Genomic DNA, 22,013 nt, shown 5'->3' with positions numbered 1-22,013 from the left:
GCATCCACCTCCCCCGCTTGGGCGCCCTCTTAACCCGTTGGAGCTGTTCGGAGCCCGTTGACTATCCTTCGCTGACACGCCCGAGCCCTCCAAGGAGCCGAAGTGATCACCAGGATGTCGTCGTTGTTCCTCCGCACCCTGCGCGAGGATCCGGCGGACGCCGAAGTGCCCAGCCACCGCTTGCTGCTGCGCGCCGGCTACGTCCGCCGGGTCGCCCCGGGTGGTTACTCCTGGCTCCCGCTCGGCATCAAGGTGCTGCGGCGCATCGAGGACATCGTCCGCGAGGAGATGGCCGCCATCGGCGGCCAGGAGATCCAGTTCCCCGCGCTGCTGCCCAAGGAGCCCTACGAGGCGACCAACCGCTGGACCGAGTACGGCGACAGCCTCTTCCGCCTCAAGGACCGCCGCGGTGCCGACTACCTGCTCGGCCCCACCCACGAGGAGCTGTTCACGCTCACCGTGAAGGGCGAGTACAGCTCGTACAAGGACTACCCGGTCACGCTCTACCAGATCCAGACCAAGTACCGCGACGAAGCGCGTCCCCGTGCGGGCATCCTGCGCGGCCGCGAGTTCGTGATGAAGGACTCCTACTCCTTCGACCTGGACGACGAGGGCCTGGAGCGCTCGTACCAGGCGCACCGCGCGGCGTACCAGAAGATCTTCGACCGGCTCGGCCTCGAGTACGTCATCGTCGCCGCCACGTCCGGGGCGATGGGCGGCTCGGCGTCCGAGGAGTTCCTCGCCGTCGCGTCGACCGGTGAGGACACCTACGTCCGCAGCACCGAGTCCGGTTACGCGGCCAACGTCGAGGCGGTCACCACGCCCGCGCCCCCCGCGCAGCCGATCGAGGACAAGCCCGCCGCGCAGGTGCACCACACGCCGAACACGCCGACCATCGAGACCCTGGTCGACTTCCTCAACCAGGCGGAGCTCGGCAGGCAGTTCACCGCCGCCGACACGCTGAAGAACGTGCTGGTCAAGACCCGCGAGCCCGGCGCAAAGGAGTGGCAGCTGCTGGGCGTCGGCATCCCGGGTGACCGCGAGGTCGACATGAAGCGCCTGGAGGCCTCCGTCGAACCCGCCGAGGTCGCCCTGCTCGAAGAGGCCGACTTCGCCAAGAACGCCTTCCTGGTCAAGGGCTACATCGGCCCGAAGGCGCTGCAGGACAACGGGGTCCGCTACCTGGTCGACCCCCGCGTGGTCACCGGCACCGCCTGGGTGACCGGCGCGGACCAAGCCGACCACCACGTGGTGGACCTGGTCGCCGGCCGCGACTTCACGCCCGACGGCACGATCGAGGCAGCCGAGGTCCGCGAGGGCGACGCGTCGCCCGACGGCCACGGCACGCTGGTCGCCGCCCGCGGCATCGAGATCGGCCACATCTTCCAGCTCGGCCGCAAGTACGCGGACACCTTCGAGCTGGACGCGCTGGGCGCCGACTCGAAGCCGGTGCGGATCACCATGGGTTCCTACGGCGTCGGTGTCTCGCGGCTGGTCGCGGTGATCGCCGAGCAGCACCACGACGAGCTGGGCCTGGTGTGGCCGCGCGCGGTCGCGCCCGCGGACGTGCACGTGGTCATCGCGGGCAAGGACGAGGCGGTCGCCGCCGGGGCCGAGAAGCTGTCGGCCGAACTGGACGCGGCCGGGCTGCGGGTGCTGCTCGACGACCGCAAGGCCACGCCCGGCGTGAAGTTCGCCGACGCCGAGCTGGTCGGCGTGCCGACCATCCTGGTGGTCGGGCGCGGGCTGGCCAACGGGGTCGTCGAGGTGAAGGACCGGCTCTCCGGCGAGCGCGCCGAGGTGGCCGTGGACGCCGTGGTCGAGCACCTGAAGCAGCTCGTCACCAAGTGAGCGGTGGCTCGCGCGGGGCGATGTACGGCTTCTTCGCGGTGATCCTGGTCGGCGCGGGGGTGTACCTGAGCCAGGGCTCGGAGGAAGCGGAGTACACGCCACCGCCGAGCACCTGGACCCCCGCGCCGCCACCGCCGAAGGTGGTCGTGCCCGCGGTGGTCGACGGCTGGCAGTCGGTCGCCGGTGGTGAGGGCACCTACGCCTACGACGTGCCCGCGCGCTGGACGCCGAAGCCGGGCACGGTGCACGGCTGGGAGGGCGAAGGCCAGCCCAAGGTCGTCATGTCGACAAGTGCCTTCTACGGGGACGGCTTCTGCCCGGCCGACGACAACGCGCGGCTGGCCGGCGCCGGGGTCCGATCGGACCAGCAGGCCGATCCGGCGGTGGCCGGTGAGCAGTTCGCGACCCAGGTGGCGAACCGCGCGTTCACCTGGGACGGCCCGCCGCCGCAGCTGAGCGTCGGCGCGCCGCAGGACGCGGAAATGTCCTTCGGGGACGGCGAAACGCGCCCGGCCACGCTGCGGCTGGTCGAGGTGACCACCACCGGCGGGCACGGCTGCCTGGCGAAGAAGGCGGTGGTCGGGGTGATCGCCACCCGGTCGCTGGACGAGGCGAAGCCGGGCAGCGTGATGCTGGCCGTCTACGCCGACCAGACCGCCCCTGACTTCACCACGAGAGACGAGATCGAGAAGATCCTGCGCAGCTACCGAGGCGTCCCGGCAGCCCAGCGCACCACCATCCCCTCGACCCCCTGAATGCTATGAGTGGGGCATTACTTGCATTCAACGCAAGTAATGCCCCACTCATAGCAATCGTTAGCGGCCGGTGAGGGCGAGGACCACCGCGTCGGTGTCGGAGAGGTCCGTGAGCACGTGGTGCGCGCCCGCCTCCGCCAGTTCGTCGGCCGAGTGCTTCCCGGTGGCGACACCGACCGCGACCGTGCCGTGCTCCAGCGCCGCGGTGACGTCGTCCGGGGTGTCGCCGATGACGGCCACCGCCTCCGGCGCGAACGCCAGCCCGTGCTTCTCCGACGCCTGGGCGATGGCGTGCGCGACCAGGTCCGGCCGGTGCGCGGACAGCGTGCCGTAACCACCGATCTCCAGGTCGAGGTGCCCGTGCAGGTCGAACGCGGCCAGCTTGTGCAGTGCGATCTCCGGCAGGTTCCCGGTGACCAGTGACTGCACCACCCCCTGACCGGCCAAAGTGGACAGTGCGAGGGCGGCGCCCGGCAGTGCGTGGCCGAACTCGGTGAGCGTGGCCCGGCCGCGTTCGGACAACCGCACCAGCTCCCGCCACATGCGCTGGATCAGCTCGTCGGTCGGTTCGACGTCGTGCCTGGTCAGGATGTCCGCGGTGATCGCACGCTCGGTGCGGCCGGGGAACGAGGGCAGCTCGCGCAACCGGGTCCCGGTCACCGCGAGCAGCGCGTCGGTGTACCAGCGGCCGCCGAGCCCGCGCAGGTCGACCAGGGTCAGATCGATGTCCCAGAGCACCAGCCGGGGAGGAGTGGGGTTCACCCGGCCGACGGTACCGGGGTGACTTTTCAACGCGCGTTGACTTCCACGACCGCCCGGTACTACCGTGCTCGTTGAATTCAACACGCGATGAAAAACTGGAGGAGAGATGGCCAACCGGATGTGGCCGGTGGCCGCGGCGCTGGCCGGCGCGGTGGTTGCCGTGGTGCTCGGGTTCCTGACCTTCGGCGTGCAGGCGAGCCTCGCGCCGGACCGGCTGCCGGTGGCGGTGGCCGCGCCGGACGGGCCGCCGCGCGCGGCCGCCGAGCGGATCGCCGCGCAGGGCGGCGGGCAACTGGACTGGCGGGTCACCACGCCGGAGGAGGCGCGGCGCCTGCTCGACGACAAGGCGGTCTACGGCGTGCTCGAACTGGGGCAGCCGCCGATCGTGGTGGTCTCGGGCGCGGTCAACCCGAGCGGGACGCAGGTGGTGCAGCAGGTGCTCACCACGATCGCTCAAGCGATGGGGCCCGCCCAAGTCCAGACCGTGCACCCGGCAGGCGTGGCCGGGCGGACCGCGCCACTGGCGCTCAGCGCGCTCGCCTGGATCGGCTGCCTCGCCGGTGGTGCGGTGCTGGTGCTGGCCTCGGCGCGGCGGAACCACCAGCCGGGCACGGGCGCGCGGCTGGCGCAGGTCGGGGTCACCAGCGTGCTGGTCACCGCGGTGCTGGCCGGGTTCACGAAGCTCTGGGACTCGTCGCTGCCGATGGGCTGGGACGTGCTCGGTTTCCTGCTGCTCACCACGGCGGGCTTCGCCGCGCTGCAGACGGGGTTGCTGCGGCTGCTCGGCGTGCGGGCGATGGCCATCCTCGGCCCGCTGTACCTGCTCGCGCCCGCGGTCGCCGGGCAGGTCCCGGAGCTGCTGCACGACGGTTACCGCTGGCTGCTCTGGTCGTGGACGCCGTTCCGGTTCTCCACCGAGGGCCTGCGCAGCCTGCTGCAGGGCACCCCGGGCGCGCCGGACGTGGCGACCGGGGTGTGGGTGCTCGGCGGGCTGCTGGCGGCCGGGCTGGTGGTGCTGCTGTGGCCGGGCCGGTCAGCCGGCCAGGAAGCTGAAGCGGACGCGCCGGACCGGGTTGTCCACGTTGGTGTCCACTAGGCAGACCGACTGCCAGGTGCCCAGCGCCATCACCCCGCCGAGCACCGGCACCGTCGCGTAGGGCGGCAGCAGTGCGGGCAGCACGTGGTCGCGGCCGTGACCACGGGTGCCGTGCTGGTGCCGCCAGCGGTTGTCGCGGGGGAGCAGGTCGTCGAGTGCGGCGAGCAGGTCGTCGTCGCTGCCGGCGCCGGTCTCCAGTATCGCCAGCCCGGAGGTGGCGTGCGGCACCCACACGTGCAGCAGGCCGTCCTCCGCGCCGTGCGCGCCGAGGAACGACTCGGCCTCCTTGGTCAGGTCGTGCACCACCGCGGTGTTGCCGGTGCGGACCTCGATCTCGGTGGAATGCATGGATTCCACGGTAACCTCACGCCTGCAGGTAGCGCAGCACGGCGAGCACACGGCGGTTGTCCCCGTCCGACGGCGCCAGCCCCAGCTTGCCGAACAGGCTCGTCACGTACTTCTCCACCGAACCCGGGGAGAGGAACAGCGTGCTCGCGATGGCCGCGTTCGACCGGCCCTGCGCCATCAGCTCCAGCACCTCGCGCTCCCGCGGGGTCAGTGCGGCCAGCGCGCCGGTTTTCCTGGTGGCGCCCAGCAACTGGGTGACCACCTCGGGATCGAGCACGGTCTCCCCGGCGGCCACCCGGCTCAACGCGGCCAGGAAGTCGGACACCTCGGCGACCCGGTCCTTGAGCAGGTAACCGACCCCGCCCGCGCGATCGGCCAGCAACTCGGCCGCGTACCGGGTCTCGATGTACTGGGAGAACAGCAGGACCGGCTCGCCGGGGTTCGCCGCGCGCAACGCGATCGCCGCGCGCAGGCCCTCGTCGGTGCAGGAGGGCGGCATCCTGATGTCCACAATGGACACGTCCGGCCGGTGCTCGGCCACCGCCGCCCGCAACGCCTCGCCGTCCTTCACCGCGGCGGCGACCTCGTGCCCGCGCAGGGTGAGCAGTTCGACCAGCCCCGCGCGCAGAATGGTCGAATCCTCCGCGATCACCACCCGCACAGCCGTCCCCCTAAACCGGAATCTCCACCGCGACCACGGTAGGCCCGCCCGGTGGGCTGTCGATGGACAGGTACCCGTCCACCGCGCGCAGCCGGTCGGCCAGGCCGGCCAGCCCGCCCGCCGGGTGCATCCGCGCCCCGCCGCGGCCCCGGTCGGAGACGTAGAGCCGCACCATCGAGTCCAGTTCGAACAGCTGGAGTTCGGCGCGGCTCACCCCGCCGTGCTTGATCGCGTTGGTCAGCAGTTCCGCCGCGCTGAAGTACAGGATGGTCTCGATCGCGGCGGGCGGGCGTTCCGGCAGGGACACCAGCACCTTCACCTCGGCCTCGCTGCGGGCGGCCAAAGTGGACAGTGCCACCTCCAGGCCGGCGTCCAGCGCGGCGGGGTGGATGCCGCGGGCCAGGTCACGCAGTTCGGTGAGCGCGTCCTTCGCGCCGGTGTGCGCGGCGGCGATCAACGCGCGCAACCGGTCCAGGTCGATCTCGGCGGCGTCCAGCTCGTCCTTGGCCACGCCGAGCTTCATCGCCAGCGCGACCAGCTGCGCCTGCGCGCCGTCGTGCAGGTCCCGCTCGATGCGCCGCAGCTTCACGTCGGCCGTTTCGACCGCGACGGCCCGGCTCTCCTCCAGGTCCCGCACGCGTTCGGCGAGCGTGGTCGGCCCCAGCAACGCGCGCACCAGCACCCGGTCGAGCCCCAGCAGGAGGTGGACCAGCGCCGGGGTGGCCACCAGCAGCGCGGCCGCGATCAACGCGAGCGGGATCGCCACCACCGGCCCCGACGAGCCGATGTCGAACACCGGCAGCACCTGCCCGTCGAGCACCAGCCACCAGAACGGGTAGGTCAGCGTGCCCAGCCCGTACACCAGCAGGAACGCGGCCACCAGCAGGTTGGCCGCGGCCAGCGGCACCCGCAGCACCAGGTAGGCGACCGCGCGCCAGCCGGGTCCGTCGGTGAGGTAGGCCCGGAACGAGGCGGGCTTGCCGGTCGGCCCCGGTACCGAGGTGCCCAGCAGCGAACCGGCCAGCTTCCGGTGCAGCGAGCCCACGGCCCGCGCGCCGAGCAGCGCCCCGGCCACCATCGGCAGCCCGATCAGCAACGGGCTCAGCGCGATGCCCGGCACCAGCACCAGCACGATGCCGATGAGGCTGAGCAGGGCCAGCGGCAGGCCGAGCAGGATCCAGCCGAGCTCGGCCCAGAACGGACCCCGCACCGGCTCGACGGCCCAGCGCCGGAAGAGGGCCACACCCGCGTTCTGCACGGGAACAGCCTGCCTCTTCCGGCGCCGGGCCGCCTACCGGGTTATCCCTACTTCTCCGCGGCGTCCGTGCTGTCGGTGCTGTTGACGCGAGGGACGACGCCGTGCTGCTGCTCTTCGTCCTCGCGCGCGCGCAGCGACGCCTCGCGCATCTCGATCACGTCCGTGAGCCAGTCGCCGGTCTCCCTGGCGATGTCTCGTACCGCGCCGGTGATGATGGTCGCGATGTTGCCGATATGGGTGGCGGCCGACTCCGTGAGCTCCTGCACGGTGTCCTTGCCGCTTTCGAACTGACCCACCATGTTGTCGTCCTGCCTCAAGCCGCAGCCGGTTGCCGGTCACCGACCACGGTACGGGGCGCGGGCCCCGGCTGCTCCTTGCCGGGCAGTGCCAGTTTGACGATCTTGCGCGCCACCGAGAACAACTGCTTGCGCAGCGGGCCGGTGTGGTACGGCAGGCCGTACTTCTCGCAGATGGCGCGGACCTCCGGCGCGATCTGCGGGTAGCGGCGGGCCGGGATGTCCGGGAACAGGTGGTGCTCGATCTGGTGCGACAGGTTGCCCGAGAGGATGTGGAACAGCTTGCCGCCGCTGATGTTCGCCGAACCCAGGATCTGCCGCAGGTACCACTGGCCGCGGTTCTCCTCCTCGGTCTCGGCCTCGGTGAAGCTCTCCACGTCGGCCGGGAAGTGCCCGCAGAAGATGATCGAGAACGCCCACAGGTTGCGCACCAGGTTCGCGCTGGCGTTGCCGAGCAGGGTCAGCGGCGCCATCGGCCCGGTCAGCAGCGGGAAGAGCACGTAGTCCTTGCCGAACTGCCGCGCCGCCTTGCGCGCGATCTTGGCCCGGACCTCCTTGTAGTCCGACCACTTGGTCTCGCCCTTGAGCTGCCGGTCCACCTCGAGGTCGTGCAGCATCACGCCCCACTGGAACAGCAGCGCGAGCAGCGTGGCGTAGACCGGGTTGCCCAGGTAGTACGGGTGCCACTTCTGCGCGGGGTCCATCCGCAGGATCCCGTAACCGATGTCGCGGTCCTTGTCCAGGATGTTGGTGTAGGTGTGGTGGATGTAGTTGTGCGAGTGGCGCCAGTTGTCCGAGGGCGCCACCGTGTCCCACTCGAAGTTCTGCGAGCTCAGCGCCGGGTCGCGGGTCCAGTCGTACTGGCCGTGCATGACGTTGTGCCCGATCTCCATGTTGTCCAGGATCTTCGCCAGCGACAGCGCGCCGACCCCGGCCAGCCACGCGGGCGGGAAGAAGCCGGCGAACAGCAGTCCGCGCCCGGCCACCTCCAGGCCGCGCTGGGTCTTGATCAGCTTGTGGATGTAGTCCACGTCCTCCTGGCCGAGGTCGGCCACGATCCGCTGGCGCAGCGCGTCCAGTTCGCGGCCGAACTCCTCGACCTGTTCGGGGGTGAGCCGGTCCTGCAGCCCAGTCATCGTTGGGATCCCTTCGTTCAGGCGTTGATCTCGACGTCCCCGCAGGGGGCGGAGATGCACAGCTGGATTTCCTCGTTGTCCTCGGCCGAGACCTCGCCGGTGCGCAGGTTCCGCACCGGGCCGCTGGTCTTGAGCTGCGTGCAGGAGAAGCAGATGCCCATCCGGCAGCCGTGCTCCGGCCGCAGCCCGGCGTCCTCGGCCTGCTCCAGCAGCGGTTTGCCGGAGTTGGCGAACTCCTTGCCGCTGCGGGTGAACCGCACCTGCCCGGTCACCTCACCGGCCTCGGCGGCGAACGCGGGCGGGGTGAACTCCTCGGTGTGCAGGCGTTCACCCAATCCTTCGTTCGCGTACTCCTTGCGCACGGAGTCCATCAGCGGCACCGGACCGCAGAGAAAGGTCTCCGCGGCGCCGAACCACGGCGCCACCTGGTCCAGGTGCGAGCGCGAGAAGAAACCGTGGAGGTCGCCGCCGTGCTCGGTCATGGTGCAGGCGAAGCGGACCCGGAAGTTGGGCCTGTCCCGCACCAGTTCGGCCAGTTCGGCGCGGTAGGGCAGGTCCGCGGGCTCGTTCTCGTAGTGCAGCAGCGCGACCTCGCCGGGGTGGTTCTCGTCGGCCAGCGTGCGCAGCATGGCCAGCACCGGGGTGATCCCGCTGCCGCCGCTGATCAGCAGCACGTGCTCCGGGCGCGGGTCCGGCAGGCCGAAGGTGCCGTCCGGCTCGGACAGTCCGAGCACCATGCCCGGCTCGGCGGTGCGGTGCAGGTAACCCGAGACCAGGCCGTCTTCGAGGGCCTTGACGGTCAGTTCGAGCTGCCCGTCCGCGCGGTACTGGGAGCACGCGGGGGAGTAGCAGCGGGTGCGTCGGACCCCGTCGATGGTGACCGTCACGCGCACGTACTGACCGGCGCGGAAACCGCGCCAGGCCCGGCTCGGCTGGATGGTCATGGTCAGCGTCGTCGGCGTCTGCCGCCGCACCGCGGTGATCCGGCCCCGGATCTCCCGCCGCACCAGCATCGGGTCGATGAGTTCGAGGTAGCGGTCCACGCCGTGGGGGGTGAGCAGGGCCTCGGCGACCGAAGCGAGCTTTCCCATGGGACCTCCCCATTCAGTGAACATCTGTACACTCAACAGTGTGGAGCAGTCAGCAGGGATGTCAACGTGAGCGCGCCCCGATGTGACGTGGGCGATAGTCCGGAGCCGGCGGATAGGCTCAGGCTCGTGACCGCGGAACCCGTCAGCCGATCCGAGCGCAAGCAGCGCACGCGCCGCGCGCTGCTCGACGGCGCGCTGGCCCTGCTGGCGGACCGCGTGTTCGCCACGCTCAGCCTGCGCGAGGTCACGAAGTCGGCGGGCATCGTGCCGACGGCCTTCTACCGGCACTTCGCCTCGATGGAGGAGCTCGGCGTGGTGCTGGTCGAGGAATCGATGCAGACGCTGCGCGGCATGCTGCGCTCGGCGCGCCGGGACAAGCGGGCCTTCCAGGACGTCATCCGCGCCTCGGTCCAGCTGCTCGACGAGCACGTCCGCGAACAGCCGGACCACTTCCGGTTCCTGCTGCGCGAGCGCTACGCCGGCACCGGCGCGGTGCCCGCGGCGATCGGCCTGGAGCTGCGGTTGTTCTCCAGCGAACTGGCCGTCGACCTGGCGCGCTTCGAGTACCTGCGCGAATGGGACACCGAGGACCTGCACATGATGGCGGAGCTGATCGTCACCGCGATGCAGGCGACCGTGCTGGAGCTGATCGAGGCGAACGGGCCCGAGGCGCGGGCCCGGGTGGTGCGAACGGCGGAGAAGCGGCTCCGGCTGATCGTGCTCGGGGTACCGAATTGGCAAAGGACCTCCTGACGGCGGGAGCGCGAAGGCCACGGATCGTGATACACCTTGTGGTGATCCAGAACACAGTGCGTGTTCGTGTGTGCTCGTCCTCAAGGTCGAGGAGGTCGCGTGGTGACCGATTCCGGGCCGGTGACGGTCGGCGTGGTGAAGGAGTCGCTACCTGGTGAACGCCGGGTCGCGCTGGTGCCGAAGGCGGTCGGGCGGCTGGTCGCCCGCGGGCTGAAGGTGGTCGTGGAGAGCGGGGCAGGCGACGCGGCCCTGTTCACCGACAGTGACTACGAAGCGAACGGCGCCGGTATCGGCGACGCGTGGGCGGCCGGGGTGGTGCTCAAGGTCGCGCCACCGACCGCGGTGGAGGCCACCCGGCTGGCGCCGGGCACCGTGCTGATCGGCTTCCTCGCCCCACTGTCCAATGTGGAAAGAATCAAGGAGCTGGCCGAGGGCGGGGTGACCGCCTTCGCGGTGGAGTCCATCCCGCGGATCACCCGCGCGCAGGCGATGGACGCGCTCTCGTCGCAGAGCAGCGTGGCCGGGTACCGCGCGGTGCTGCTCGCCGCCGAACGGCTGACGCGGTTCTTCCCGATGCTCACCACCGCCGCCGGCACCGTGGCCCCGGCCAAGGTGCTGGTGCTCGGCGCCGGGGTGGCCGGGTTGCAGGCGCTGGCCACCGCGCGGCGGCTCGGCGCGCAGACCACCGGCTACGACGTGCGGCCCGAGGTGGCCGACCAGGTGCGCTCGGTCGGCGCGCAGTGGCTCGACCTCGGCATCGAGGCGGTCGGCGACGGCGGGTACGCCCGCGAGCTGACCGCGGAGGAACGCGCCGAGCAGCAACGGAGGCTGACCGAGGCGATCACCCGGTTCGACGTGGTGATCACCACCGCGCTGGTGCCGGGGCGGCGGGCGCCGGTGCTGGTCACCGCGGAGGCCGTCGAAGGCATGCCGTCCGGCGGGGTGGTCGTCGACCTGGCCGGTGAGTCCGGCGGCAACTGCGAGCTGACCGAAGCCGGGCAGGACGTGGTCCGCCACGGCGTGACGATCAGCTCACCGCTGAACCTGCCGGCGGGCATGCCCGCGCACGCGAGCGAGCTGTACTCGCGCAACCTCACCGAACTGCTCGGCCTGCTGGTGAACGACGAAGGCGCGCTGGCGCTGGACTTCTCCGACGAGGTGGTCGCCGGAGCGTGCGTCACGGGGGAGGGACGGGACTGATGCTGCAGAACCTGGCGATCCTGGTGCTCGCGGGCTTCCTCGGCTTCGCGGTGATCTCCAAGGTGCCGAACACGCTGCACACACCGCTGATGTCGGGGACGAACGCCATCCACGGCATCGTGCTGCTGGGCGGGCTGATCGTGCTCGGCCTCGGCGTGGACGGGGTGCTGAACAAGATCCTGCTGGTGGTCGCGATCGCCTTCGGCACGATCAACGTGGTCGGCGGTTTCCTGGTGACCGACCGCATGCTCTCGATGTTCAAGGGCAAGCGGGAACCCGGTGCTACCGAGAAGGAGGACGCGTGACCGAGCTCATCGCGGTTTTCTACATCGTCGCGTTCGCCCTTTTTGTCTACGGCCTGATGGGGCTGACCGGCCCGCGCACGGCGGTGCGCGGCAACTGGATCGCCGCCGCGGGCATGGTGCTCGCGGTGGTCGCCACGCTGCTCACCCCGGGCATGGGGAACTGGGGCCTGATCGTGCTCGGCGTGGTGCTGGGCGTGCTGGTCGGCGTGCCCGCCGCGCGCAAGGTGAAGATGACCGCGATGCCGCAGATGGTGGCGCTGTTCAACGGCGTCGGCGGCGGGGCGGTGGCGCTGATCGCGTGGGTCGAGTTCAACGCGACCGACGGTTACGCGCACGAACCCGCGTACGTGGCGATCGCCTCGCTCTTCTCCGCGCTGGTCGGCTCGATCTCGTTCTGGGGCTCGAACATCGCCTTCGGCAAGCTCCAGGAACTGATCACCGGGCGGCCGGTCTCGGTGGGCAAGCTGCAGCAGCCGCTGAACCTGGCGCTGCTGCTGGTCGCGCTGGGGTGCGGGGTGGCGATCGCGGCGGGGGCCGGGTCGGGCTGGCTGATCGCCGGGCTGCTGGTGGCGTCCGCGCTGCTCGGGGTGATGGTGGTGCTGCCGATCGGTGGCGCGGACATGCCGGTGGTGATCTCGCTGCTGAACGCGCTCACCGGGTTGTCGGCCGCGGCGATGGGGCTGGCGCTGGACAACACCGCGCTGATCGTGGCGGGCATGATCGTCGGGGCGTCGGGGTCGATCCTGACGAACCTGATGGCCAAGGCGATGAACCGGTCCATCCCGGCGATCGTGGCCGGTGGGTTCGGCGGGGCGCCGGTGGCCGCGGGCCGGTCGGGGCCGGAGCGGCCGGTGCGCGCGACCAGCGCGGCGGACACCGCGATCCAGATGGCCTACGCCGGGCGGGTGGTGGTCGTGCCGGGGTACGGCATGGCCGTGGCGCAGGCGCAGCACGCCGTGCGGGAGATGGCGGACCTGTTGGAGGGCAAGGGGATCGAGGTCTCCTACGCGATCCACCCGGTGGCCGGCCGGATGCCCGGGCACATGAACGTGCTGCTCGCCGAGGCGGACGTGCCGTACGAGCGGCTCAAGGAGATGGACGAGATCAACTCGGACTTCCCGCAGACCGACGTGGCGCTGGTGATCGGCGCGAACGACGTGGTCAACCCGGCGGCGGAAACCGATCCGGCGTCGCCGATCTACGGGATGCCGATCCTGAAGGTGAACACCAGCCGGTCGGTGATCGTGCTCAAGCGGTCGATGAGCTCGGGCTTCGCCGGGGTGGACAACGACCTGTTCTACGACACCCGGACGAGCATGCTCTTCGGTGACGCGAAGAGTTCGGTCGGTTCGATCGTGGAGGAGCTCAAGGCGCTGTGAAGGTGGCTTTCCTGGTGCTGGGCGCGAGGAAAGCCACCCTTCAGGCGGCTATTCGGCCGAGGAGAAGGTGACGGCCGGAGCCTTGCGAGCCACCTTCTTCACCGGCGCGGCCTTGGCGGCGGGCGCCTTCGCCTCGGCGGCCTTGGTGGCTGGCGCCTTTGCCTCGGCGGTCTTGGCGGTCGACGCGGCCTTGGTGGCCCGTGCTGTCTTCGCGGCCGGTGCCTTGGCCGCCGGGGTGGCCTTGGCCGCGGCCGTCTTCGCGGCGGGGGTGGTCTTCTTCTTGGCGGGAGCTCGCTTGGCAGGAGCCTTCTTCGCCGGAGCGGCCGTGTCGGCGGCGACCTTTTCCGCGGTGGCCTTTGCGGCGGGAGCCTTGGCTTTCGAAGCCGTTGCTTTCGAAGCCGTGGCCTTCGAGGCCGCCGCCTTCGGAGCGGCAGCCTTCGCTGCCGCCGCCTTCTTCGGCTCGGCCTTCGCCGTCGCCGTCTTCTTCGAAGGAGCCTTCTTGACCGCCCGCCGCCGGACGACCTTCTTCCGGCCGCCGGTGCGCCGCCCGTTGCTCACGAACGGGTCGAGGATTTCCCTGAGCCGGTCGGCGTTCTCCCCGGACAGGTCGATGTCGTAGGTCACCCCGTCCAGCTCGAACCGCACCGTTTCCTCGGCGGGCTCGCCCGTGATGTCGTCCAGCAGTTGGACCGCGGTGTTCCTGGCCACGAAGTGCTCCCAGTGCTCGTTGTCGAACTCGCCAGCGAGGATACCCGGAACGATGGAGTGTCCTACTTGCGCCACGGCCCCGCCTGGTGTGCGCTGCACACCATGGCAGACAACGGTTATGACGTCGTGGTGATCGGCGCCGGCCCGGTCGGGGAGAACGTCGCGGCCCGTGCGGTCCGGGGCGGGCTGACCGCCGCGCTGGTGGAATCGGAGCGGTACGGCGGGGAGTGCTCGTACTGGGCCTGCATGCCCAGCAAGGCGTTGCTGCGGCCGGGAATCGCGCTCGCCGCGGCGGCGCGGCTGCCGGGCGTGCCGGTCGGCGACCGGGTCGACCCGGCCGCCGTCTTCGCCCGCCGCGACTCCTTCACGTCCCATTGGGACGATGCGGGCCAGGTGAGCTGGGCCGAGGGCGCGGGCATCGTGCCGGTGCGCGGCGCCGGGCGGATCACCGGCGAGCGCGAGGTCACCGTCGGCGACCAGGTGCTGCGCGCGCGGCACGCGGTGGTCGTGTGCACCGGCAGCGTGCCGCGCACCCCGCGCATCCCCGGCCTGGACGGCGTCCGGACCTGGGGTTCGCGCGAGGCGACCTCGGCGAGCGAGGTGCCGGGCAGGCTGGCCGTGCTCGGCGGGGGCGTGGTCGGGGTGGAGATGGCCCAGGCCTTCGCGAAGCTCGGCTCGCAGGTGGACCTGATCATCACCGGCGAGCGCCCGCTGCCGCGGTACCCGGAGTTCGCCGGTGACCTGGTGGCCGCCGGGCTGCGCGAGGACGGCGTCCGGGTGCACGCGAACTCCGGCGCCACGCAGGTGTCCGAAAAGGATGGTGTGATCCGGATCGAGCTGACCGGCGGCGGGGAGGTGCTCGCGGACGAGTTCCTGGTCGCGACCGGCAGGCGGCCGGCCACCGACGGGCTCGGCCTGGCCGTGGCCGGGCTCACCGACGGGGACACGCTGGCCGTGGACGACTCCGGGCTGGTGTCCGGTGTGGACGGTGGCTGGCTGTACGCCGCGGGCGACGTGACCGGCCGCGCGCCGCTGACCCACCAGGGCAAGTACCAGGCCAGGGCGGTCGGCGACGTGATCGCCGCGCGGGCGAAGGGGGAGCGGATCGACCCCGGGCCGTGGAGCGCCTACGCCAGCACCGCCGACCACACCGCGGTCCCGCAGGTGGTCTTCACCGATCCCGAGGTCGCCTCGGTCGGCCTCACCGCCGCCGAGGACGGCAAGCCGCACCGCGAGATCGACATCGACATCGCGGTGGCCGGTTCGTCGCTGCACGCGGACGGGTACGAGGGCAAGGTGCGGATGGTCGTCGACACCGAGCGCGAGGTGATCGTCGGGGTGACCTTCGCCGGGCCGGACGTCGCCGAACTGCTGCACGCGGGGACCGTGGCGGTGGTGGGGGAGGTGCCGTTGCGGCGGCTGTGGCACGCCGTGCCGGCGTATCCGACGATCAGCGAGGTCTGGCTGCGGTTGCTGGAGGAGTACGGGCTGTAGGGCGGCTCAGCCGGGGAGCGGCATGGTGAGCCCGGCCTTGGCCGCCCGGCCGAGGCCGGGGTCGTCCGAAGTGGACGTACCCTCCAGCCAGCAGGCCTGTGCGATGAGCACCGAGGTCTGCGCGCCGGTGCTGGCGTAGGCCGCGCCGCTGAAGGTGGGTGGTGGCCCGGTCCACTTGGCGGTTTCCACGGCGAGGTCGGTGATGCCGCCGTTGCCGGGGAAGTCGACGAACTGCTTGAAGGTTTCGGCCTGTTGCTGGCTCGGGAAGTCGAGCGCCGCCAGCGTCACCGCCGCGCGGCGCCCGTCCACCGCCACCTCGAAACTGGCGCGGCGCAGGCGCGAGCACGGCGTGGTCTCCAGCACGGTCTTCGTGTCGCCGAAGGCGTGCGGGGTGCACTGGGTGCCCGCTTCGGCGGCCAGTTCGTTGAAGGCCATGCCGTCGACGTTCTGCCCACTCGGCGCGGCGGCGGTGGTCTGCGTCGGCCCCTGCTCGGGCGCGGCGGCCTCGCCGCCGTCCTGGCTGGTCGCCACCGTGATGGCGGAGACGAGCAACACCAGCAACAACCCCGCGGCGGCGTAGGGCAGCCAGCGGACGGGTTTGCCGTCCTTGACCAGCTTCGGCAGCTTGAACTGGGGGCGGGCTTTCGGTGGTTGCTGGGAGGCGCCCGCCCGCTGGTGACCGCCCGCCGGTGGGGATGGCTGCAGTTGCTGAGGCGCGGCCTGCGGGAGTTGCTGGGGTGGTGGGCCTGCCTGCTGCCTGCCCGCCTGCTGCGGTGGCGCCTGCCGCGGCGGGGTGCCCGCCTGCGGCCTCTGCTGCGTACCAACCTGCTGCGCGGGTGGCTGCGCACCAGCCCGCTGGGCGGCGGCCTGTTGCGCAGGTGACTGCCCGGCCGGTGACTGCCCAGCGGGTGGCTGCTGCGCGGGCGACCGACCAGCGGGCGATTGCGCGGGTGACTGCCCGGCGGGCGACTGCTGAGCGGGTGACTGACCGGCGGGCGGCTGTGCGGAAGGTGCCTGCGGCCGCTGCTGCGCCGGCGCCTGCCGCACGTTCGCCACCACCACCGGCGGAGTCCGCGGCGCCGAGCGCACCACCTTCGCCTTCGCCGGCGGGTGGTCGGCGGGCACCGTCGGCGGAATGGCGGCGAGCGGGTTCTCCACCGGCTCGGTTCGCTCCGGCTCGGCCAGGACCGCCGCCGCGAAGCCTTCGGCGGCCAGCACCTCGTCGCTCAGCGTTGGCGCGTTCTCGGCCAGGGCAGCCAGCATCGCCCGCGCCTGCACCACCGTGCTCGGCTGCGAGGCCGACGCCAGCGAGACGGACGCGGCCAGCATCGAGGTCGGCGTCGGGTGCAGCACCCGGACCGAACCGGCCAGGTCCGCCGGCGGCTGGTCCACCTGCTCGACGTACGGCCCGACGGCCACGATCGTGCCGATCGCGGTGGTCGACGGCTCGGTCTCGCGCAGGTGCCGCGCGATCTTCTCGGACGTGGCGAGCGCGTCGGTGGCCGGGTTGACCGCGTCGTCGGTACCCACCAGCGGCCAGCCGTCGGCCTTCCACTGGCCGGTGAGCGGCGCGTCCAGCCGTATCGCCGGGTCGGGCAGGTCGACACCCACTACGATGAGCACACCACGCGGGAGCACGACGACCGCGTCCACCGGCTGGGTGAACCCGGGCGGGGACACCCCGATCAGCGCCACCCCGCCGACCACGGTGTTGCCGCGGCCGAGCGAGGCCAGCGCGGCCCGGATGTCGTCGGCCACCCGGGAGGGCTGCTGTGCCAGGCGGACGAGCCGCATACCGGTCCCTCCCCAGTGTCCGCGGTGCTGCTGTGCCGCACACGGTAGCGGGTCTCCGGCGGCGGCCGGGGCACCCCTGTGCGGTGATCTCGCTGCGACTTCTGTGGTTCATGTGGCCAAAAGGCATGGATGAGGTGCACAATGTGCGCAGCGCGTCACGAGTGGGCCGCCGTGGTTCGAGAGGTCGTAGGGGAAGACGCATCTCGTCGAGCAGCGGAGGTCACCAGTGAGCACCCGTGGAAACACCCGTGGCGTGGTGTACGTCCACTCGTCGCCGTCTGCGGTGTGCCCGCACGTCGAGTGGGCCATTTCGGGCACCCTGGGTGGCCGAGCAGACCTGCGGTGGACGGCCCAGCCGGCCGCCGCGGGACAGTTGCGCACCGAGGTCTCCTGGCGCGCACCGGCGGGCACGGCCGCGAGGCTGGCGTCCGCGCTGAAGGCGTGGCCGATGCTGCGCTTCGAGGTCGTCGAGGAGCCCAGCCCGGGCGTCGACGGCGAGCGGTTCTGCTACGCGCCGGTGATCGGCCTGTGGCACGGCCGCACCAGCGCCAACGGCGACATCGTCGTCGGCGAGGACCAGCTGCGCTCGCTGGTGGCCCGCAGCCGGGCCGGTGAGCAGCTGGCGCACAAGCTCGACGAGCTGCTCGGCGCGGCCTGGGACGAGGCGCTCGAACCCTTCAGGCACGCCGGTGACGGCGCTCCGGTGACCTGGCTGCACCAGGTGGGGTAGCGGGTTTACTACTCTTCCGGGTGTGCCAGCTTCGCCCTTCGCTCCCGCCCGCGGCCGCTGGCTGCTGCCCGCGCTGATCGTGGTCGTGTCGCTGACCGTCGGCGGCGGGCTGCTGGCCAGGGAGGTCTACCGCAAACCGGACGCCACCGCGGGGGACACCGGCGTGATCGCCACGCCCACCTCGACCTCGCTGGCGCCCGAGCAGCAGCCGGGCTCACCCGCCGTCGAGATGACCCCCGACGCGGCGGCGCACCCGCACGCCGAAGGGGTGCGCGCCCTGCTGCAGAACTACTTCGACGCGATCAACGCGCGCAACTACGAGCTGTGGAAGACCACGGTGACCAAGGATCGCGCCCAGTCGAAGTCCAAGGTGGAGTGGGAGGCCGACTACAGCTCCACCCGGGACGGCAGCATCCTGGTCTACCGCATCGAGGCGACCGGGGACGGGCTGCTGCAGTCGCTGCTCGGCTTCACCAGCACGCAGGACCCCAAGGACGGCCCGGTGGACCTGCAGGAGGGGTGCATCCGCTGGCACCTGGCCCTGCCCATGGTGCTGGAGAGCGGCGTGTGGAAGCTGGACACCGTGCCCACCGGCACCACCCCCATGCACGAGCGCTGCAACTGAACCGGCGTGGCCCGATGCGGTGAAAGCCACATTCACCGCACCCGGCCCCTGGAGACGAAAACGGGCCGCCGCCGGAGCAGTCCGGTGGCGGCCCCGTTTCCGGGAAAAGCTGGTCAGGCCGGGGTGAAGGCCAGCGCGACGTTGTGCCCGCCGAAGCCGAACGAGTCGCTGATCGCGGCCCGGATGTCCATCTTGCGCGGCTCACCCGCGACGATCTCCTGCACCACGCCCGGGTCCTGGTTCTCCAGGTTCAGCGTGGCCGGGATGACACCGTCCCGGATGGACAGCACGGTGGCGATCGCCTCGACCGCGCCCGCCGCACCCAGCAGGTGCCCCAGCGCGCCCTTCGGCGCGGTCAGCACCGGGTGCTCACCGATCGCCTTGCGCACCGCCACGGTCTCCCCGACGTCACCCGCCGGGGTGGAGGTGGCGTGCGCGTTGACGTGGTCGACGTCCTTCGGGTCCAGCCCCGCCGAGCGCAGCGCGGCGGTGATCGCCCGCGCCTGGCCCGTGCCCTCCGGATCCGGCCCGGTGATGTGGTACGAGTCGGCGCTGGTGCCGATCCCCGACAGCCTGCCGTAGATCTTCGCCCCGCGCGCCTTCGCGAACTCCTCGCGCTCCAGCACCATGATGCCCGCGCCCTCGCCGAGCACGAACCCGTCGCGGTTGACGTCCCACGGCCGCGAAGCGCGTTCCGGGTCGTCGTTCCGCGTGCTCATCGTGCGGGCCTGGGCGAACCCGGCCATGGTGATCGCCGCGATGCACGCCTCGGCGCCACCGGCCACCACCACGTCGGCCTCACCGGTCTTCAGCATGCGCCAGCCCCAGGCGAGCCCCTCGGCCCCGGAAGCGCAGGCCGACACCGGCGCGTGCACCCCGGCCCGCGCCTTCAGCTCGAGCCCGACGTGGGCGGCGGGCCCGTTCGGCATCAGCATCGGCACGGTCAGCGGGGACACCTTGCGCAGACCGGTGGTCTCCAGCAGGTCGTCCTGGTCGAGCAGGGTGTTCGCGCCACCGATACCGGTGCCGACCACGACGGCGAGCCGTTCGGGTTCGACGGTGTCCTCGTTGTGCCCGGCATCCGCCCACGCCTGGCGGGCCGCGATCACCGCGACCTGCTCGCTGCGGTCCAGCCGGCGGGCCTGCACCCTGGGCAGCACCTCGGTGGGATCGACCGCGAGCCGGGCGGCGATCTTCACCGGCAGGCCGAACTTCTCGACCCATTCGGCGTGCAGGGTGGACACCCCACTGCGGCCGGTCAGCAGACCGTCCCAGGTGGACGCGACGTCCCCGCCGAGGGGCGTGGTCGCGCCCAGCCCGGTGATCACGACGTCGTTGTTGCTCATCGGTTACTCCCCGAGGTCGGCACCGGCAGGTGTTACTTCGAGTTCGAGGCGACGTAGTTCACGGCGTCGCCGACGGTCTTGAGGTTCGCCAGCTCGTCGTCCGGGATCTTGACGCCGAACTTGTCCTCGGCCTGCACGGCGATCTCCACCATGGACAGCGAGTCGATGTCCAGGTCGTCCACAAAGGACTTCTCGGCGCTCACGTCGTCCTGGGCCACACCGGCCACCTCTTCGACGATCTCGGCGAGCCCGGACAGGATCTCTTCTTTGTCAGCCACTGCTTGTCCCTTTCCTGTTTACCTGAGGTTTCTTTCCGGCCGGATGACGACCGGAATGCTGGGGGTTACGGGCAGATGACAACCTGGCCGGCGTACGAGAGCCCGGCCCCGAACCCGACCATGAGTACCACGTCACCGCTCTTCACCGTGCCCGCGGTGCGCATGTGGTCCAGCGCGAGCGGGATGGAGGCGGACGAGGTGTTGCCGCTGTAGCGGATGTCGTCGGCGACCACCATGTCCTCGCGGGCGCCCTTGGCCCGGAGCTTCTTCGCGATCGCCTCGACGATGCGCAGGTTGGCCTGGTGCGGGATGAGCACGTCCACATCGGACGGTTCGACCCCGGCCAGCTCCAGCGCGCGCAGTGCGATCGGCGCGATCTGGGTGGTCGCCCAGCGGAAGACCGACTGGCCCTCCTGGTAGATGTACTTGCCCTCGCGCATGTAGATCGTGTCGACCAGGTCGCCGGCGCTGCCCCAGGCCACCGGCCCGATGCCCGGCTCGTCGGCCGCGCCGACCACGGCGGCACCGGCCCCGTCGGCGAAGATGATCGCGTTGGCGCGGTCGGTCGGGTCGACCGAGTCGGTCAGCTTCTCCGCACCGATCACCAGCGCGTACTTCGACGAGCCGGAGCGGACCAGGTCGGAGGCGACGCCGAGGCCGTAGCAGAACCCGGCGCAGGCCGCGTTCAGGTCGAAGGCACCGGCCTGCGAGGCGCCGATCCGCTCGGCCACCTGGGCGGCCGCGTTCGGGATCAGCGTCGGCATGGTGCAGTTCGGCAGGATCAGTGTGTCCACTTGGGACGGTTCGAGGCCGGCGTCGGCGACGGCGCGGGAGCCCGCGGTCACCGCCATGTCCACCAGCAGTTCGTCCTTCTCGGCGAACCGGCGCTCGATGATGCCGACGCGGTCGCGGATCCACTGGTCGCTGGTGTCCATCAGCTGGGAGAGGTCGTCGTTGGTGACGATCTTCTCCGGCTGGAAGCTGCCCACCCCGAGGATGCGGGTGGCGCTGGGGCCTTGCGATTGACGCAGCGCGGGGCGCTGGCTCATTCGGTGTCCTCCTGCTCGCTCAACTTCGCCACGTCAGCAGGCGTCTTGAGCGCGATGGGGCTGGTCACGATGCCCTTGAGCTGGCGCTTGACCAGACCGGTCAGCGTGCCGGCCGGCGGGAGCTCCACGGTGCGGGTCACCCCGAGGGCGACCAGGCCGTCCATGGTCAGGTCCCAGCGCACCGGGCTGGTGACCTGGGTGACCAGCCGCTCCAGGTACTCCGCACCGCTGGTCACCACGGTGCCGTCCGCGTTGGACAGCAGCGGGCGGACCGGGTCGGCGGTGGTGATCTCGCCGGCGTGCTCGCGCACCGCGGCCTCGGCCGTGGCCATGTACTTGGTGTGGAAGGCGCCCGCGACCTTGAGCGCGCGCACCTTCGTGCCAGCCAGTGGTTCGGCGACGATCTTCTGGATCGCGTCCGCGGCGCCGGAGGCCACGATCTGGCCGGCCCCGTTCCGGTTGGCTGGAGTCAGTCCGTGCTCGGTGAGCCAGGCCACCACGGCCTCGGGCTCGCCCAGCATGACCGCGGCCATGCTGGTGGGCTCGGCCTCGCAGGCCTTCGCCATCTCGGCGCCGCGCACGGCGGCCAGTGCGACCGCTTCCTCGGCCGGGAACACCCCGGCGATGGCGGCGGCGGCCAGTTCCCCGACCGAGTGCCCGGCGACCGGCGCGTCCGCGGGTACCAGGCCGCGTGCTTCGAGCTGCTCGTGCGCCAGCAGCGCCAGCGCGACGATCAGCGGCTGCGCGATGGCGGTGTCCTGGATCTCGTCCGCGTCCGCCTCGGTGCCGAGCCGGACCAGGTCCAGCCCGGTGCGGTCGGACCAGGACACGAGGCGCTCGCGCGCACCGTCGAACTCGAGCCATGGCGTGAACATGCCGGGGGCCTGGGAGCCCTGTCCGGGGGCGAGGAGGGCGGTCATCACCTCTCTAGGGAACACGCTAGGCCCGGTTCCCTATCATGCCGCCGCTCACCAAGTCGTCTCGCCGGATTTGTAGGGACCCTACAAATGTGACGGGGCCATGAACCCTTCGTACCCAAATGTCTTGTCGGGTTTGGGCAGAATTTTGGTGAGCTGGGTCACGGGCGGACGAGCTTTC

General features: G+C 71.3%; 23 protein-coding genes. 10 read left to right on the top strand and 13 right to left on the bottom strand.

Annotated features, from left to right (window positions below):
* Positions 1-102 precede the first annotated feature (102 nt).
* Together JYK18_RS00215 and JYK18_RS00210 are read left to right on the top strand one after the other, a co-directional pair.
* The gene (locus JYK18_RS00215; RefSeq protein ID WP_206798938.1) at positions 103-1,851 is read left to right on the top strand and encodes a proline--tRNA ligase; all 1,749 of its coding nucleotides are present in this window, start codon (positions 103-105) and stop codon (positions 1,849-1,851) included.
* Positions 1,848-2,606, top strand: coding sequence for a hypothetical protein (locus JYK18_RS00210; RefSeq protein WP_206798936.1), 759 nt, complete (start codon positions 1,848-1,850; stop codon positions 2,604-2,606). The genes JYK18_RS00215 and JYK18_RS00210 overlap by 4 nt, the downstream gene beginning before the upstream one ends.
* A 60-nt stretch (positions 2,607-2,666) precedes the next feature.
* Here JYK18_RS00210 and JYK18_RS00205 read toward each other — a convergent pair whose 3' ends face one another.
* A complete protein-coding gene (locus tag JYK18_RS00205; RefSeq protein ID WP_307795727.1) occupies positions 2,667-3,368 on the bottom strand; it encodes a haloacid dehalogenase-like hydrolase in 702 nt (233 codons plus the stop codon).
* Positions 3,369-3,474: 106 nt separating this feature from the next.
* On the opposite strand from JYK18_RS00205, the gene JYK18_RS00200 reads away from it, so the two are divergent.
* The gene (locus tag JYK18_RS00200; protein WP_242578889.1) at positions 3,475-4,464 is read left to right on the top strand and encodes an ABC transporter permease; all 990 of its coding nucleotides are present in this window, start codon (positions 3,475-3,477) and stop codon (positions 4,462-4,464) included.
* Here the strand turns inward: JYK18_RS00200 and JYK18_RS00195 are convergent.
* Genes JYK18_RS00195 through JYK18_RS00170 form a run of 6 tightly spaced genes read right to left on the bottom strand, consistent with a single transcriptional unit; the run spans position 4,402 to position 9,254 of the window.
* The gene (locus JYK18_RS00195) at positions 4,402-4,812 is read right to left on the bottom strand and encodes a secondary thiamine-phosphate synthase enzyme YjbQ (RefSeq protein WP_206798932.1); all 411 of its coding nucleotides are present in this window, start codon (positions 4,810-4,812) and stop codon (positions 4,402-4,404) included. The genes JYK18_RS00200 and JYK18_RS00195 overlap by 63 nt on opposite strands.
* 16 nt (positions 4,813-4,828) lie before the next feature.
* Positions 4,829-5,473 carry a response regulator transcription factor gene (locus JYK18_RS00190; RefSeq protein ID WP_206798931.1) on the bottom strand — a complete coding sequence of 215 codons (645 nt, stop codon included), beginning with the start codon at positions 5,471-5,473 and terminating at the stop codon, positions 4,829-4,831.
* Between the two features lie 10 nt (positions 5,474-5,483).
* Positions 5,484-6,731 (bottom strand): sensor domain-containing protein, encoded by a 1,248-nt coding sequence (locus JYK18_RS00185; RefSeq protein WP_307795726.1) that lies wholly within the window; start codon positions 6,729-6,731, stop codon positions 5,484-5,486.
* A 47-nt stretch (positions 6,732-6,778) separates the two neighbouring features.
* Positions 6,779-7,030: a hypothetical protein gene (locus JYK18_RS00180; RefSeq protein ID WP_206798930.1), complete on the bottom strand. Its 252-nt coding sequence runs from the start codon at positions 7,028-7,030 to the stop codon at positions 6,779-6,781.
* A gap of 14 nt (positions 7,031-7,044) precedes the next feature.
* Positions 7,045-8,163: an acyl-CoA desaturase gene (locus JYK18_RS00175; RefSeq protein WP_206798929.1), complete on the bottom strand. Its 1,119-nt coding sequence runs from the start codon at positions 8,161-8,163 to the stop codon at positions 7,045-7,047.
* A gap of 17 nt (positions 8,164-8,180) precedes the next feature.
* Positions 8,181-9,254, bottom strand: a complete 1,074-nt coding sequence (locus JYK18_RS00170) for a ferredoxin reductase (RefSeq protein ID WP_206798927.1) — start codon at positions 9,252-9,254, stop codon at positions 8,181-8,183.
* A gap of 126 nt (positions 9,255-9,380) precedes the next feature.
* On the opposite strand from JYK18_RS00170, the gene JYK18_RS00165 reads away from it, so the two are divergent.
* The 4 genes from JYK18_RS00165 (at position 9,381) to JYK18_RS00150 (ending at position 12,891) form a co-directional block, all read left to right on the top strand.
* On the top strand, positions 9,381-10,007 hold the full coding sequence (locus tag JYK18_RS00165) for a TetR family transcriptional regulator (protein WP_153030406.1): 627 nt from the start codon (positions 9,381-9,383) through the stop codon (positions 10,005-10,007).
* Positions 10,008-10,106: 99 nt separating this feature from the next.
* Positions 10,107-11,207 (top strand): Re/Si-specific NAD(P)(+) transhydrogenase subunit alpha, encoded by a 1,101-nt coding sequence (locus JYK18_RS00160; protein WP_206798926.1) that lies wholly within the window; start codon positions 10,107-10,109, stop codon positions 11,205-11,207.
* Positions 11,207-11,512: an NAD(P) transhydrogenase subunit alpha gene (locus JYK18_RS00155; RefSeq protein ID WP_242578888.1), complete on the top strand. Its 306-nt coding sequence runs from the start codon at positions 11,207-11,209 to the stop codon at positions 11,510-11,512. Before JYK18_RS00160 ends, JYK18_RS00155 begins: the two co-directional genes overlap by 1 nt.
* Positions 11,509-12,891, top strand: coding sequence for an NAD(P)(+) transhydrogenase (Re/Si-specific) subunit beta (locus tag JYK18_RS00150; protein ID WP_206798923.1), 1,383 nt, complete (start codon positions 11,509-11,511; stop codon positions 12,889-12,891). Before JYK18_RS00155 ends, JYK18_RS00150 begins: the two co-directional genes overlap by 4 nt.
* A gap of 48 nt (positions 12,892-12,939) precedes the next feature.
* Here JYK18_RS00150 and JYK18_RS00145 read toward each other — a convergent pair whose 3' ends face one another.
* Entirely contained in the window at positions 12,940-13,599 is a 660-nt protein-coding gene (locus JYK18_RS00145; RefSeq protein WP_206798922.1) for an Lsr2 family protein, read from the bottom strand.
* Positions 13,600-13,701: 102 nt separating this feature from the next.
* Between JYK18_RS00145 and JYK18_RS00140 the strand changes: the two genes are divergently transcribed.
* A complete protein-coding gene (locus JYK18_RS00140) occupies positions 13,702-15,093 on the top strand; it encodes an NAD(P)/FAD-dependent oxidoreductase (RefSeq protein ID WP_206798921.1) in 1,392 nt (463 codons plus the stop codon).
* A gap of 6 nt (positions 15,094-15,099) precedes the next feature.
* Here JYK18_RS00140 and JYK18_RS00135 read toward each other — a convergent pair whose 3' ends face one another.
* Positions 15,100-16,887: a hypothetical protein gene (locus tag JYK18_RS00135; RefSeq protein ID WP_206798920.1), complete on the bottom strand. Its 1,788-nt coding sequence runs from the start codon at positions 16,885-16,887 to the stop codon at positions 15,100-15,102.
* Positions 16,888-17,113: 226 nt separating this feature from the next.
* Between JYK18_RS00135 and JYK18_RS00130 the strand changes: the two genes are divergently transcribed.
* Entirely contained in the window at positions 17,114-17,617 is a 504-nt protein-coding gene (locus JYK18_RS00130) for a DUF3145 domain-containing protein (RefSeq protein ID WP_206798919.1), read from the top strand.
* 22 nt (positions 17,618-17,639) lie between these two features.
* The gene (locus JYK18_RS00125; protein ID WP_307795725.1) at positions 17,640-18,242 is read left to right on the top strand and encodes a hypothetical protein; all 603 of its coding nucleotides are present in this window, start codon (positions 17,640-17,642) and stop codon (positions 18,240-18,242) included.
* Between the two features lie 113 nt (positions 18,243-18,355).
* Here the strand turns inward: JYK18_RS00125 and JYK18_RS00120 are convergent, their stop codons facing one another.
* The 4 genes from JYK18_RS00120 to JYK18_RS00105 all read right to left on the bottom strand — a co-directional run bounded on the left by JYK18_RS00120 (position 18,356) and on the right by JYK18_RS00105 (position 21,835).
* The gene (locus tag JYK18_RS00120) at positions 18,356-19,588 is read right to left on the bottom strand and encodes a beta-ketoacyl synthase (protein ID WP_206798918.1); all 1,233 of its coding nucleotides are present in this window, start codon (positions 19,586-19,588) and stop codon (positions 18,356-18,358) included.
* Between the two features lie 32 nt (positions 19,589-19,620).
* Positions 19,621-19,866 (bottom strand): acyl carrier protein, encoded by a 246-nt coding sequence (locus tag JYK18_RS00115; protein WP_113693432.1) that lies wholly within the window; start codon positions 19,864-19,866, stop codon positions 19,621-19,623.
* 65 nt (positions 19,867-19,931) lie between these two features.
* Positions 19,932-20,915, bottom strand: a complete 984-nt coding sequence (locus JYK18_RS00110; RefSeq protein WP_206798917.1) for a beta-ketoacyl-ACP synthase III — start codon at positions 20,913-20,915, stop codon at positions 19,932-19,934.
* A complete protein-coding gene (locus JYK18_RS00105; protein WP_206798915.1) occupies positions 20,912-21,835 on the bottom strand; it encodes an ACP S-malonyltransferase in 924 nt (307 codons plus the stop codon). Before JYK18_RS00105 ends, JYK18_RS00110 begins: the two co-directional genes overlap by 4 nt.
* Positions 21,836-22,013: the final 178 nt, after the last annotated feature.

The sequence above is a fragment of the Amycolatopsis sp. 195334CR genome (genome assembly GCF_017309385.1).
In the GTDB taxonomy this organism is placed as follows: Bacteria; Actinomycetota; Actinomycetes; order Mycobacteriales; family Pseudonocardiaceae; genus Amycolatopsis.
Note: the sequence above shows the minus strand (reverse complement) of the source record. Positions and strands in the feature narration are given on the sequence as shown.